Origin of the sequence: Thermodesulfatator autotrophicus (assembly GCF_001642325.1) — a bacterium.
Classification (GTDB): domain Bacteria; phylum Desulfobacterota; class Thermodesulfobacteria; order Thermodesulfobacteriales; family Thermodesulfatatoraceae; genus Thermodesulfatator; species Thermodesulfatator autotrophicus.
In genome coordinates, this window is sequence record NZ_LSFI01000058.1 from 1 (window position 1) to 14,419 (window position 14,419).

General features: G+C 40.8%; 7 protein-coding genes and 1 pseudogene. 5 read left to right on the forward strand and 3 right to left on the reverse strand.

Annotation, left to right across the window (positions count from 1 at the left end):
• Positions 1–138 precede the first annotated feature (138 nt).
• From TH606_RS10075 to TH606_RS10090, 4 genes are all read left to right on the forward strand, one after another.
• The gene (locus TH606_RS10075; protein ID WP_068543603.1) at positions 139–1,275 is read left to right on the forward strand and encodes an ABC transporter substrate-binding protein; all 1,137 of its coding nucleotides are present in this window, start codon (positions 139–141) and stop codon (positions 1,273–1,275) included.
• A gap of 16 nt (positions 1,276–1,291) precedes the next feature.
• Entirely contained in the window at positions 1,292–3,265 is a 1,974-nt protein-coding gene (locus TH606_RS10080; RefSeq protein WP_068543606.1) for a methyl-accepting chemotaxis protein, read from the forward strand.
• A 449-nt stretch (positions 3,266–3,714) separates the two neighbouring features.
• On the forward strand, positions 3,715–9,771 hold the full coding sequence (locus TH606_RS10085) for a vWA domain-containing protein (RefSeq protein WP_068543608.1): 6,057 nt from the start codon (positions 3,715–3,717) through the stop codon (positions 9,769–9,771).
• A 174-nt stretch (positions 9,772–9,945) separates the two neighbouring features.
• Positions 9,946–10,707 (forward strand): tRNA lysidine(34) synthetase, encoded by a 762-nt coding sequence (locus TH606_RS10090; RefSeq protein ID WP_068543610.1) that lies wholly within the window; start codon positions 9,946–9,948, stop codon positions 10,705–10,707.
• A gap of 76 nt (positions 10,708–10,783) precedes the next feature.
• Here the strand turns inward: TH606_RS10090 and TH606_RS10095 are convergent, their stop codons facing one another.
• From TH606_RS10095 to TH606_RS10105, 3 genes are read right to left on the reverse strand one after another with little or no spacing between them, the layout of a single operon-like run.
• Complete coding sequence (locus TH606_RS10095; protein WP_068543612.1) at positions 10,784–11,707, reverse strand: lysylphosphatidylglycerol synthase transmembrane domain-containing protein; 924 nt, start codon at positions 11,705–11,707, stop codon at positions 10,784–10,786.
• Positions 11,697–12,518, reverse strand: coding sequence for a polysaccharide deacetylase family protein (locus TH606_RS10100; RefSeq protein WP_068543615.1), 822 nt, complete (start codon positions 12,516–12,518; stop codon positions 11,697–11,699). The genes TH606_RS10095 and TH606_RS10100 overlap by 11 nt, the downstream gene beginning before the upstream one ends.
• 1 nt (position 12,519) lies before the next feature.
• The gene (locus tag TH606_RS10105) at positions 12,520–13,803 is read right to left on the reverse strand and encodes a glycosyltransferase family 4 protein (RefSeq protein ID WP_082863618.1); all 1,284 of its coding nucleotides are present in this window, start codon (positions 13,801–13,803) and stop codon (positions 12,520–12,522) included.
• Between the two features lie 345 nt (positions 13,804–14,148).
• Between TH606_RS10105 and TH606_RS10110 the strand changes: the two are divergent.
• A pseudogene (locus tag TH606_RS10110) lies at positions 14,149–14,419 on the forward strand (hypothetical protein); the annotation flags it as partial.

Here is a 14,419-nt window from a genome sequence, read left to right on the forward strand (position 1 = left end):
CTGCGGACACAGTTGACGAAACACTATGTCCTGCTGCAAACCCCGTATAAGCGAAATAGTCTCCAAAAGAGCTAGGATTAAATTTTTATCTTTAATCAGCCGAAAAGATTAATGATTCAAAAAAAGTAGGAGGATTGTATGCAACTAAAGTGGTTAAAGTTTTTAGTGGCAGTTTTAGTTCTTTGTTTCTGGGGAACAGGCCAGGCCTTAGCAGAAGTGCTTATTGGAGCCTCAAATGCCCAGAGTGGGCCTGCTAAGTTCCTTGGCCAGGAATACAGCCGAGGGTTTCTGGCCTACTTTAATTATATAAACCAGCAGGGGGGCATAAACGGCCAAAAGATAAAACTCATTGTAAGAGACGACGGCTATGAGCCGGATAAAGCCATAACCAATACCAAGCTTCTCATTCACCAGGATAAAGTCCTTATCCTGGCAGGCTATGTGGGCACGCCTACTTCTAAGGCCGCTGTCCCGGTAGCTGAGAGAAATAAGGTCCCTTTTTTCTTCCCGTTTACCGGGGCCGAATTTTTGCGAAACCCGGTAAGGCCCCTGGTGTTTAACTTAAGGGCTTCCTACTACATGGAAACCGAAGCCATGGTTCATTATCTGGCAGATAAGCTGGGCTTAAAAAGAATTGCTATCTTTTATCAAGACGATTCATTTGGCTGGGCAGGGCTGGCTGGTTTTAAAAAAGCCATGGAAAAAAGAGGACTTTCTATCCTTGGTGAGGCAACATATCCCCGGAATACCGTAGCGGTAAAAGTCGCTGCTTATGAAATTAGCAAACTTAAGCCTCAGGCCGTGGTAATGATAGGCGCATATAAACCGTGTGCCGAATTTATTAAGACCGCTAAAAAAATGGGGCTCACAAAGACCAAGTTTATCAACATTTCTTTTGTGGGGAGCAAAGCCCTGGCCAGAGAGCTTGGGCCAGCAGGAAACGGCGTTCTAATTACACAGGTAGTCCCCTTTCCCTGGGATACTTCTATCCCTGCGGTGGCTGAGTATCAGCGTATTATGCGGCAATTTTATCCCGATTTTGAACCGGGCTTCGTAAGCCTTGAGGGTTTCTTAGCGGCTAAAACGCTGGTGGAAATTCTTAAGAGAACGGGCGATTTAACCCGCCAGAGCATTTTAAAAGCAGCCGAAAGCTTAAAAGATTACGACCCTGGAGTGGGAGAAAAGATAAGCTTTTCCCCTGATGACCACCAGGGTTTTGAAAAAGTCTATCTGGTGCGAATTAAAGACGGAAATTTTGAACCGGTAAACTATTAATTTTAAGGAGGAAGCCATGCAAAAGATACTGGCTCAATTAGGTATAAATAAGACACTTTGTGCCTTTTTTGCGGTGACCTTGATAATGATGCTCCTGGTAGGGCTGATAGCTTATAAAGGTATTTCTACTGGCCAGGAAGGCTTTGCCAAACTTGCCGCTTTAGTAGCCGGGAATAACGATGAAAAATCTACTTTATCGGCCATAAAAGACATAGAAAGACTTAAAAGATATTTGAATAACTTGATGGCCAGTGAGTCAATAGAAAAAGCTAATAGAGAATATCAAAAAGCTAATTCTCTTCTGGAAAAGTTGAAACCTTTAATGGATAGTCAGCTCTATCAAGATATTAAAGAGGAGATAGAAAATATTAAAAATTTCAAGCTTGAATTTTTTAAAATCAAAAGTGAATGGGATAAGCAAGTAAAACAGGCTCAAAACACGGCCAAAAATTTAGAAAAAAATATTTTAGAAGCTGTTGATAATGAAGAAGTCAAGTTTTTAATGGATTTAGACAACTTATCAAATCCAAAACTAGCTCAAAAATTAAGCAAAGATTACAGTAAAATAAACAATTTAAAAACGATTAAAGAGCAAGTTGGCAATCTGCTTGCATTGCAGGCTGAAATAGATAGTATTAAAGATATAGATTACTTGACTCCAAAGAAAAGCAAATTAGTTTCTATTCAGAAAAAAACCCATAAAACTATTAGCCTTTTAAAACAGGATAATATAGAAGGCCTGGAGAAAATAGAGATGGGCCTTAATAGTCTTTTGACAGCCACAAACAATATTTTCAAGGTTAAAACAAAAGAAATTTCTATCCTAAAAAAGGAGGAATTTATTGATAAAAATATTAATCAAGCCAAAAAACATCTTAATGAACTAGCTATTTCTATACAGAAAAGAATAGATAAAGAATTAGCCACTAAAACAAATACACTAAAGCAAAAAATGCACAATTTTTCACTAATATTAGTGACTCTTTTAATTACAGGCATTCTGCTAAACTTAACTCTGTGTAACTTAATAGGCAGGTTTTTAAAGAATAAGCTAGTAGAACTTAGCACTTTTATAGAAAACATTTCTTCCGGAAACCTGGCGGTGGCCAAAGAATATCATGTAGAAGGCAAAGATGAGTTATCAACTATTCAGCGCGAGCTTTCTCAGGCTATTCAAAAAATTTCCAATATGCTTGCCAAAACCAGGACTGTTTCTCAACAGCTTTTAACTGACGCCCATAAGATGGAAAAGGTAGCTGAAGAAATGGCTATTTCTGCCAATCATACCGAAGAAAATGCAAGTGGTATTCATCAGACCGCCCTTGACGCTCAGGAGCTTGCCAAACAGATGGCTTTAGCCATTGAAGAGATTACCACGGCTATAAACGAGATTTCGCAAAATACTTCGGCCTCAAGTGCCATTGCTCAGGAAGCCCAGGATAAACTGGAAAACGCCAACCACACGGCTCAAGCTCTGGCCAGGGCTTCTGAAAAAATCGGAGAGGTTAGCCAGTTTATCGGGAATATTGCCGAGCAAACCAACCTGCTGGCTCTTAACGCCAGCATTGAAGCAGCTCGTGCTGGAGAAGCGGGTAAAGGTTTTGCCGTGGTGGCCAACGAAGTAAAAGAGCTGGCCAGACAGACTGGCAATTCTGTAGAAGAGATAGACCGTATTGTGAAAGAACTCCAAAACAATGTAAAAGATGTTACCAGAGCCCTTGAAGAAACAACTGAGACCATGAACAAAATTGTTGAAGCCTCGGCTTCTGTGGCGGCAAGCATTGAGGAGCAAACCGCCGTAGTCTCTGAGATAAGAAACCAGGCCCATAATACCAGTGACAGCATTTCGGCTATAACCGAAATGGCCCAGGGAATTAAAGAAGTGGCAGAAAATACCGCGGAAAACGCCAAAGCCGTACAGGAAACTTCTCACGAAGTGAAAAACGTAGCGGAAAATCTGGAAGATTCTCTTATGAAATTCAGGCTTTAAATATCTGCTTTTAAACAAGAAGGTAGGGGGAAGTAAATCCCCCTACCTTTCTCTATTATTAATAGGAGCACAAAACAGACGATAATTTTGAAACCGTTATTCGCCCATGTCGTTATGCGAGGCTTCTCCCCACTCTGTCATTGCGAGCGGAGCGAAGCAATCTCTGTCCCGAGCGAAGCAAGGGATCTTACATTACCACGGCCACTACGCCGCCTTTGTAAGACATTTTACTTGCACTTTAAACAAACTATTTTGCCAAAATTTATAATAGATGATATTGAAACAATAAAATGCGACCTTAGCAGAATTCAAAAAACAAAGGTCAAGATTGCTTCGGCTATCGGCGCAGTTTCGCAATGACACTGTCTCCTCCGTCACTGCGAACCCGTCTGGGCGAAGCAATCTTTTAAATAAGCACTTTGAAAAAATTTAAAAGGAGATGTAGTAAAATGCCATTTTTTATAAGCTTGCTCTTCCTATCTATTTTTTCCCTTAACCTAGGCTGGGCTCAAGAACTACCACTCAAAGATTTTTGGTTATCTCAAGGTTTTTGCCCTAATGATTGGAAAATAGAAAGTGATTACCTCACAATCCAGAATAAAAATATCTATGGAACCCATTTTAAAGTAAAAGCCTGCCAGGACTTAAACTTTACACAATTTAAAGAGAATCTCTTAAATCAAGGCTTTAAAATTATTAAAAGCTCTGAGGAAGAAATTATTGGCTGTATAGACAATGAAGAAGGAAAACTTTATTTGGTATATGATTCTTCAGATGAATTTGCTTTAAAAATTCTGAAACAGGTTATCATTAAACCTAACCAGGAAAAAGAAATAGTCCTGCCTTCTGATGAAAAAGTTTTCTTTTATTTGGATTACCCTCAAGGGAAATATCTTAGCATGACTGTTATACCCAGTGATAATGAAACTAATATCAATATAAGCATTGAAGGTGAACTCAAAAAAAGAAAACTCACACAAAAGATATATTACAACCGAAAAATTGATCCCAAAGAGGGCCCTAATTATATCTTGGATTTACCTCTACTCCCCGGGCTACAACTTTTCAGTATATCAGCTTACAAAGAAACAAGAATAAAAATAAAGGTCAAAGAAGAAGGAAACATTATTCCCTTAAAGCTCCAAGACAAAACAGGGGGAATACTTCTCAAAAATGTGCCTTACGGTAGTGCCAAAGTTAAGCCTGAGGCCGGGGTTGAGTATTTCCTGCAATCTCTGGTAGAAGAGTCTGTTATTGGTAATAGAACCCCGCAGGGAGATATAATCTTTTGGTTGCCGCCAGGGTACTGGCAACTGGAAGTTGACCCTTTTCAGGACGAAGATTCTTCTATTTCATTATTGAAAGCTCGTTTAATACCGGTTTTTCCTGGTTATTTAACAGAAGTGGTCTGGCCAGCTTCTATAAACCGTATGTTTAAAACTCAGGAACAAGCTAGACTGGAAATTTTTAAAAGTTCCGCTACCCAAACTGAAGCTTACCTGGATTTCTCTCTTTTAAACATAGGCCCTAAAAATGTCGTCCCTAAAAAAGAAAATTTAGAAATATTTGAAGCCGGGCTACCAGCCAAAGTTCTTAGAGTAGAAAGAATAAAAAGCCCTCCAGAGATTGTCATTCTTTTAGATTCTTCTGGCTCTATGAGAAATTCCATGAAAAAGGCCCTGGAAGCAACCGCTAAGTTTTTAAAAGGAATTCCCCCTAAAAGCCGGGTAACCTTAATAGATTTTGATACGCAGCCGAGGTTGGTTTCAAAAGGAAATCCTCAGAAGGTTTTAGCTTCTCTTTCTCAAATAAAAGCCAATGGAGCCACGGCCCTTTATGACGCTTTGAAAATGGGGCTTTCTCTTTTACAACAGGCTAACCGGCCAGCCCTTATTCTTTTTACTGACGGAAAAGACGCCAACTGGAATGACACCGGGCCAGGGAGCAAGACCACAGCGAAAGAAATTTTTTCTATAGTCAAAAGTTCAAACGTACCTATTTTTACCATTGGCTTTGGTAAAAGCCCTGACACTAATACCCTTTCCCGTTTAGCAGCCTTAACAGGAGGAGCATACTATCCAGCTAGTAATAGCCGTGCTCTTAATCAAGTTTTTACTAAAATTCAGCAAAATCTAGGCAACCAATGGCGAGTCTATTACACCCGGCCCAAAGCGATCCCTGCCGGAGACAAGCCAGTTCTTCTGTTAGTAGTAGATAATAGTGGGTCTATGGAAGGAAATATAGAACGGGTTCGCCATGTCTTACGAAATTTTGTGGCCGCTCTCCCTGAAGATTTTCTCATACAATTTATGATCTTCAGTGGAGAGGTAGAAGTTAAGCAAGTTTTAACTGATGATAGATTAGCCATTTATCGTGCCCTTTCAGAAATGAAGGCTCTTGAATCCACCGCTATTCTTAAATCACTTGAGGCTTCTTACCAGTTGCTACATAGTGTCCCGTCTTCTAATCGCTATTTAGTTTACTTAACCGATGAGGCCTTAGCGGTGGATGAAGATGAACAGGAAAAATTTAAACTCATTTTACAGCAACTCAAAGATGACGGAGTGAAAAGCCTTTTTATAGGCATGGTTGATAGGGAGCATGAAGAGGCTTTTAAAAAAGCCGCTCTTTTAGCGGGTGGTCAGCACGTAATTCTTCCAGACTTTGGACACCTTGAGGAGACCTTAGATAAACTTTTAGCCCAAATTGGTAAAGCGCCTAAAAGCAAGTATCATCTTATTCGTTTGGTCTATAAGCACTTAGATCCTTACGGGCGGGTAAGTATTTATACCGCTGCCACTAAATCTAAAGACCCTCTGCCTCTTTCTCAAGAAAAAGTAAAAGATCCTGAAGCCATAGCGTGGAAAAAAGGAGAAAAAATAAGGCCTTATGACGGGGAGCTTGCCCGATTTATTACTGGTGACGATATAATTGGCCGCCAGGTACAAGTTCTAAAAAGAATTCCTCTAAATGTTAGTGCTTCCAATAAAGCGGTAAAGATCACCCTAAAAGAGGCTGTCTTACTTTCTAAACTAAGGGGAGTTGAACCGCCAAATGGTAAATTTCTGGCATTGACCTTAAAAATGGAAAACATCCTGCCTCCGCAGGAAGTAGTTGTTTATCCAGATGGTTCAGCTCATCCGTCCGCCTGGTTAGGAAGTGCTGGCGACCAGAATGCCCGGGTAGAAAAAAGGATTCCAGACTACTTAATACCAGATGCCAAAATACATTTCTTTCTCTCCTGGAACAACAAAACAAGGTTTCCCCTGTCTGAAGCTACTTACCTGGCGGAAAAGCCTCTTATTTTGCCAGGAGAAGATGAAATATTTTTAAGGCCCGGGCAGCCCATAGAAGGAACTTTTATCTTTGTCGTTCCCAACGAATTCATGGAACAGTGTGCCCTTCATCTTTATGATACCGCCTATGGCCACCTGGATTTACCAATTAGTGGTATTCTTAAAATAAAGAAAGAAGAAATAGCCAGCCTTCCCACTAAAGTAACAAGGAAACTGTCTGACACCTTTAGCTTAAAGATAGACGGATATAAAGATACTAAAAAGATTTATGAAGTATCACCTGAAGAAGGAAATATTTTTAGAATTGTAGAAATAACCTTAACTTCTAAGGTTCAGGCGCACCTGGCGATTGAGCCAGCAGAAAGGTTTTTCCTTTACGTAGATACCCCTGAGGGGTCTTTTAGATTTAGTTTACATCCTGTAACAAGCCGCTATCCACTGGGCTTTTACTCTGCAAGATTGGTAGCACCTGGCTCTCATAACAAAGCCAGGTTGGTTTTTGAATTACCAGAAGCCCTGGCCAATATGCCTGCTAAACTTTTTATAGACTTACAGGGTGGAGGCGTAGAGTTCCCCATTGTGGCTAAAACTTTGCCTTCTCCCAAAGCCCCTCTAGCGCAAGGAAAAGCTAAAGGAGCTATTCTCAGCATCCAAGGTGTCTATCAACATGAGAAGCAAATTGTTCTAGATGTAGTTATTACCGACGAAAAAGACGAAGTTGCCACCGAGGCTTACGATTATCTTCTTTTTAAATTGACACCTGAGGCCTTAAAGCGCTTGTATCCAAAACAGGAGAAAATACCAACAAATGTAATGAAACCTAAAGGTCTGGGAAGTTTTGGAAGGAACCTCGGCGTTAACGTTCTTATTGATGAATACTTGCCAGATTGGACAGACTATCTGGTAGGCTGTTCCTGTCCTCTTTTAGTTTTTAATGGTAAAAGCAGAAGATGTTTTGCCTTTTTTGAACTTCCAGATAACATCAGTCCTTCAGACTTGATTTTGACTTCAAAAGTTTTTGAGGGCTTGAATTATAAGATTCCAGCAAAGCTATCCTCTTTTCCTTATGAGGCCTGGCTAACTTTCCAGAGGCCATACGAAATAGACGACTCCTTCTTTTACGAATTGAACAAGGCTATATGGAAGCTTACCCAAATTCGTCGGGCTAAAGGTTTTACCAAGCCTGGCAGCGCCAATAAGATGTTAGCCACTTTGGATGGTTCAATCCCTAAAGGCCTTCCTGTTGAACCGCCTTCTTTGTTAAAGAAGGGCGCTATCAGCTGGCAAGAAATTAAAACAATAGAAGAACTAAAACATGCCGTCTCCTCTTTCCAGTTGAAAGCTTCTAATTTAAGGGCCTGGCAGGCAGTGTATGCTCCTGAAGCAGTGTTTACCCAGGGTTGGTTAACTGAAAATGAATTGGCATTGATGGCTGAAAAGGTCTTAGGGCGTCAGAGCCTTGAAACCCAGAGGATGTTAGTAGAACTATCTCCTGAAGGAGAAGGAGCCCTTAGAAATGTATTTTCGTCTTCTGAAATAGAACTAAGTGAACTTCCGGCCATTAAATATGAAGACCAAGAGGGAAAAGAGCACATTTTAGTTATACCCTTTTTTAAGGAAGCAAATGAAATCAAAAATTTGATATCCACCATAGAAGAAGCTTCTGGTAGAGATTCTCTATCCTTTTCCCTGGAAGTAAATTTAAAAGTTGAACCCCTTTCTTCTGGAGCGCAAGAAGCCCTTGGAACTATAGCTGATGCTTTAGCTGTCTCTGACGAAGAGGAACTAAAGAATATACAACTCCTAAGTTATACAACTTCTTTACCTGAAGCGAGCTTAGGTAGCTTTACTTTAGGGTTTTTCCAAACGATAGATAAACAGAAAGGCCGAATTATTAAAGCCGTACTTGACTCTCCTACCGGACGAACCGTAAGCGAAGACGCCCTTGAACTGGCAAAATATAAACTGGTTCAGCTAGAATTAAAATTTTATCTTTCCGGCGAAACCTTTAAGACCATAAGAGATTTTAAAGAAAAAGAATGGCCTACAGAAATGTTTTTTGTTATCGGGGTCAATGTTCCAGACTTAACGGAAAGTAGTCTCAATGTGGCTGATAATTACTGGAAATCTTCATATAAAGAAGCTCACCCGGATGTTCTTTCCAGTGTTAAATGGCTGGGCCAGGGAATTATAGCAAGATTTGTCGGTGCTCAAACGGCTTACGAACAAGAACTAGCCAAAAAGTTAGGACTTGAAATAGTAAGGCTGGAAAAAACAAGAATCCTGGTAGTAGATTTGAGATTTGACCGCCAAAAAAATCGCCAGATAACCAGCCTGGACATTGTTAATCCTTATCCTGAGCTAAGAGGAGATGAAGAACAACAAAAGAAATTTAATCTTTTGGCAGGTTTTTATTATTCTCATCTAGAGTCACAGGCTGTTCCTAACGGCTTGAACGCATTTAAACTCTTATCCTTAATGCCTCCAGAAAATAAAATGCTTTTATTTTTACCTGAAGATACTGGAGAACTTAGCGAGATTCTCAAAAACAGCGGTTATCCTCGGTTCGTATGGGAACACTTTAAAAATAATTCCAATTTTGTTTTGTTTCCGGAAAAGCCTCTTGCTCTGTCAGAAAATGCTTTTCGTACCGCCTGGCTTGAAATTGACCCGGACACCTATAAAGTCTGGTCTTTCCTTGATAGCGGAGAAAGAGGAGTGGTTGAAAGCCGAGTATTAGGTGAGTCCTTGGCCTCTGCTCTTGATTATGCCGCTGGTTTCTGGATAGGAGTCCAGAATTCCGTATGGGCCACCGCGGCCTTTTCCTTAATTCTAGATGATTGGAACCAAATAAAAACCTGTGCCCATGGATTTGCCAGACGTTTGGGAAGTTACTTAGAAGCCACCACTCAACCTGTTGATACACTGAAGCCAGATGCTGGTAAAGCTCAAAGCGCTTTATCAGGAGATGTAGCTGGAGCCATAGGCCTTTCTAATATGGATTATGGGTGCATGGGTGCAGGAGAGCTGCAAAAGCTGGTAAAAGAACATGCAGAAAGTAAGGCCTGGAGTGCCGAAGACGTCAAAAGCGTGGTTGAAGGTAGCAAACAACTTAAAGACCTGGCTGGAAATGCCTGGGAAAAGGCCAGAGAAAAGTACCTGGGCTTTGCCAATGGCTATAAAGACGGAGTTGACTGGTATTTTAAGTAACTTTGGTCTGGCCAAATTCCCATTAAAATGGTAAAGTTTGTCTCATGCGTTTTTGGTGGTTTTGGATAGCGCTTTTAATGATCTGGCTGGCCATTTCTTTTTTTAGGGGCCAGCCAGTAAGTATTTGAAATATTACCGGCACCCAGGGGGTGCCTCAATCCTGCCCTGCACCCTATGCCAAGCCGAAGTAGCCGCAAACTTTATCCTCGTCTAAAGCGCCTTATCGGCCGGGCTATTCACCGCTATGAGCTCCTTGAAGAAGGAGACCGGGTTCTTCTTGGCCTTTCAGGGGGAGAAGATAGTCTGGTTCTTTTGGCTTTTATGGCCGAATGGCGTCGCAAAACTCCTTTCAAATGGGAACTTTTTGCTATTCACCTGGATATGGGCTTTGAGACTCCAGAGGACCACCAGAAAAAGATTGACGCCCTGGCCAGATATTGTGAAAAGTTAGAAGTGCCGTTTAAAGTTGAGTTTACAAACTACGGCCAGATGGCCCTTGAAGCCAAAGAAAAAAAGGTTTCTCCCTGTTTTGTTTGTTCCTGGTTCCGCCGTAAGCACCTTTTTAAATTAGCTGGGGTAGAAGGTTATAACAAAATTGCTTTTGGCCACCATAAAGACGATATTATCGTCACGTTTTTTCTAAACATGTGCTATCACGGGGAACTGGCCACCATGCTCCCAAAGCAGGAAATGTTTAAGGGGGAACTCTATATTATAAGACCGATGACTTTTGTAGAAAAAAAACTGATTTCAGCTTATGCTAAGGCCGAAAACTTACCTGTTTTTTCCAATCCCTGCCCTATCAGCGCTGAAACCAGGCGTGCTAAGATGGAACGTTTTTTAAACGAAAAGCTTTACCCTGAAAACCCCAAATTTAAGGGGAATATCTTTCACGCCATTTTTAACTGTAATCCTGAGTATCTGCCGAAGTGGTAAGTAACTATGTGGAAGCTCCTTTCTCTGATAAGCTAAAAAAGGCAAGAAAACCCTATTAAAATATTTGCAAAAGTCTTTAGTCTAATATTTTAGACTCTAAGATATTAAAGGTCAGGCCCAGAACCGCCACAGTTAATGTTTGAATGGCATGATAAACAACAGCTACGGCCATAGCCTGGTTCTCAGAGAAGTTAAGAAAGCCCATTACTAATACAATAGCAGCGTGGAACAATCCCAAGTTGGCCGGAGGATTAGGTAGCAACAAAGCCAGATTTAGGCCTAACAAAACAATGGTAGCTTCAGAAAAAGAAAGATATACATTCAAAGCCTTGGCCGTAAAGACCAGAATATAAATCTGAGTAAGCCAAGAAGCGATAGAAAGAAAATAGGTTGCTATTAATACTTTGGGTTCAGTTAGGCTTTTAAAGCCTTCTGTAATAGCACTTAGCCAGCTTAATAATGGATGAGTAGTAGCCAAAGTTTCTGTCTTTATTTGTTTTAAAGGATTCCAAATAATAATAAGCGATATACACATAACCACGGTAAGCCAGAAAAGGCCCTTTTTCAAAAAAAGAGGAAGTGTGTCATTAAAATAGAAAGGAAGAACTAAACTGATAAGTCCAAGGCTGTCCATAAACCTGTCAACAGCCACCGTGCTTAATCCTGTCCCCCAGTTAAGTTTTCGTTTTATAAGATAAAAACCTCGTCCGAAATCCCCTGCTCTCATAGGCAAGATAGTGTTACCCCAAAAAGCCAAAGTCGTTAAACAAAAGCTGGGTAACCGTTCAAGAGGAATAAAAGTAGATACAATTAGCCGCCAGCGTTCAGCTTTGAGATAAATAACTCCTATATTTAGAGCAGCGCAGAGAACTAAAAAACGCCAGTTTGCCTGTTTTAGAATCTCCCAGGTTTGGGATAGGTTTATCTTGAAGAGAAGAAGAACAAAACAGATTATCCCTAAAATAATAGATAAAAACAAACGAAAATACTTAGAACGCAAGCGGTTCCCCCTGATTAAGCGCCCACAAAGAAGATAGAGTTAAAAAACTCAAACCCTGTTTTCTAAGCACAGGAAGGGTGTTTTCAAGAGCTTTTAGCATAGCCCACTGAGGACGAAGACGATCGGCCACCCCATCATGCAGGAGCAAAATATCGCCAGGCCTCAAAGAAGTAAGAACTCTTTCTGAAATTTCTTCGGGTGTAACCTCTTGGTCAGTATCCCAAACGCCAATAGTCCAACCAGCTAGACGGAGCCCCTTTTTTCGTAGCCAGAGATACTGGTCAAAACGTATAAAACCGTGGGGAGGCCTATACCAGGTAATATTTTGACTTGAAAGAGACCGAAGTATCCCAAGGCCTTTTTCTGTTTTCTCCGCAAAATTTTTTAGAGAGAGCTTCCATATTTTTTGATGGTCAAGGCCGTGAAAAGCCAATTCGTGCCCTTCGTTTTCTATTCTTCTAACAATTTCAGGGAACTTTTTAGCCCTCTCAGCCAATACAAAAAACGAGGCTTTAACCTGATGTTCAGCTAACAAATCTAAAAGCCCGGGAGTTATTCTAGGGTCTGGACCATCGTCAAAGGTAAGGCTTACAGCCTGGGTAACACGCGAGGCGCGCCAAAAACTTTTTGAAAAGAGGTTTAACTGGGGGACAAAGATATCAAGAGCCAGCATTCCACTTCCGGCCATCAAAGGGGCTATCCGACGAAAGCCTGGCTTTAGAATAACAGAACAAAATGGGAGCCCGGCTCCCAAAAACAAAAGAAAACGTCTTTTAACTCTTGGTGGTAATACCCGCCAGAATCTATACATTTTATGAAGGTAGTATTTGATAATAATGATCCAGCAAGTTTTCAGTTATTTTATCCCAGGAAAACTCAAGAGCTCTTTTTCTAGCATTTTCCGCCATTTCTTTTCTTTTTTGTGGATTTTCTATGAGAAATTTGATAGCTCTGGCATAGCCTTCCGCACCTTCTTCTGCTTTTACCATGAGGCCGTGTTTCCCGTCTTCCATTACAAAACGAAAACCTTCTATATCTGTAGTAACTACAGGAACACCAGAAGCCATAGCTTCAAGAAGGGTGATTCCGAAGCTACCCTTTTTGGCAGGAAAACATAGAACATGAGCACTCCGGTAATAGGCAGGACGCTCTTCGTCTATTTTTCCTACAAATATAATTTTTTCTGTCAGGTCAGGGGGAACCATTTTCCGATAAGTAGGTTCCAGAGGGCCGTACCCAATAATTATCAGCCTAATATTGGGCTTTTCACGGGCCAAAATTTTGAAAGCCTCAATAAGAAGATCAAGTCCATTTCTGGGGTCAAACCGGCCTACGTAAAGAATATTGAAATGTCCGTCCATAAAACGAGAAAAGGGCCTTTGTTTAGGTGAATAAGAATTCACATCTATACCGTTTGGTATTACAACGTAGGGGAAACCCGGCAGAAACTTTTCCATAGAGGCAATGCAAATAGGAGAAACAGCTATTCTCAAAGCCAAAGCTTCCATAAAAGGACGCAAGCGTTCTTTAAATAAAGAAAGCCACAAATTTTCTTCAAAGTGGGTATGAAAAGTTCCTACCACAGGGACAGGCGAATGAGAAATAGCTAAAAGTGGTAAAGTGGGAGTCAATGGTGAATGAACATGAACCAAATCAAACTTGCCTGCCAGTAAAATTTTTTCTAGTTGAGTACCTAAATCGGGCCCTATGCTTATACGCGCAAATGAATCATTAGAATAAATAGGAACCGAACGACCTACTTTGATAATGTGGTCGGCTAATTCACCTATGTTTCGCCCGAATGGACCTGCTTCTGGAGTTATAATGGTTACATCGTGCTCCCTGGCCAGGAGTTTTCGGGCGAAGTGATGTACGTGTTCAGTAATTCCACCGAGAACTGGATAATAATATTCCGTAACAATAGCTATTCTTAAAGGAGAACCTTTAGGTCGTGGCCTTAAAGCTTTTTTAGGTTGTATATTGTTTATCTTTAAATCTTTGTAACAGCTTGCCAGAAGCAATAAAGCTTTAAATAGGGAGCTAACTTTTGAATAAAAAATGTTTATTCTTCTTTGAATCTCAATAGCATTATTCATGTATTTATCACCTCAAGCAAAAAACTTTTAACAAGTTTTACTTGTTTGTAACATTAGGACGGCAAGCTAAAAATGTCTAGCCCTAGATTACCGCTTTAAGGGAAGCAATTACTCTGTTGTGAAGCGATTATGGGTACCCAATTAATCCTATATGGAGCATTTTTAAATAAAAGCATTTTTAAATAAAAGCACATAAAAGGCCAAGGTATCTAAGGTGATAAAGGGGGTGATAAAGGGGGTGATAAAGGGGACAGGCAAATTTATTGAGTATTGAGCAATTTTTTAGTTCAGCTCAAGTTTAGCCGATAAAAGGGACAGGCAAACTTTTTAAAAGGAGGCTGCGCTATGCCACGTATCCCCAGGTTTTTCATGGATGACCCAAACGCCGCTTATCACATCATCTCCCGCACGGCCCTTCCAGGCCACGATGTCCTCGGCCCTGAAGAAAAAGACTACCTGCTCCACCTCATCCAATGGCTCTCTCAGGTCTATTTCGTTGAAGTTTACGGCTTTGCCATCATGGGCAATCACTTCCACCTCCTCTGCCGTATGCTCCAGGAAGACCAGTTCTCAGACGAAGAAGTTAAAAAGCGCATCAGGCTCTACTACGGAGAGG

Bases quoted from the DNA above. Each gene is read 5' to 3' on its own strand.
- TH606_RS10075 (WP_068543603.1), top strand. From the start codon at position 139: ATGCAACTAAAGTGGTTAAAGTTTTTAGTGGCAGTTTTAGTTCTTTGT.
- TH606_RS10080 (WP_068543606.1), top strand. From the start codon at position 1,292: ATGCAAAAGATACTGGCTCAATTAGGTATAAATAAGACACTTTGTGCC.
- TH606_RS10085 (WP_068543608.1), top strand. From the start codon at position 3,715: ATGCCATTTTTTATAAGCTTGCTCTTCCTATCTATTTTTTCCCTTAAC.
- TH606_RS10090 (WP_068543610.1), top strand. From the start codon at position 9,946: ATGCCAAGCCGAAGTAGCCGCAAACTTTATCCTCGTCTAAAGCGCCTT.
- TH606_RS10100 (WP_068543615.1), bottom strand. From the start codon at position 12,518: ATGTATAGATTCTGGCGGGTATTACCACCAAGAGTTAAAAGACGTTTT.
- TH606_RS10105 (WP_082863618.1), bottom strand. From the start codon at position 13,803: ATGAATAATGCTATTGAGATTCAAAGAAGAATAAACATTTTTTATTCA.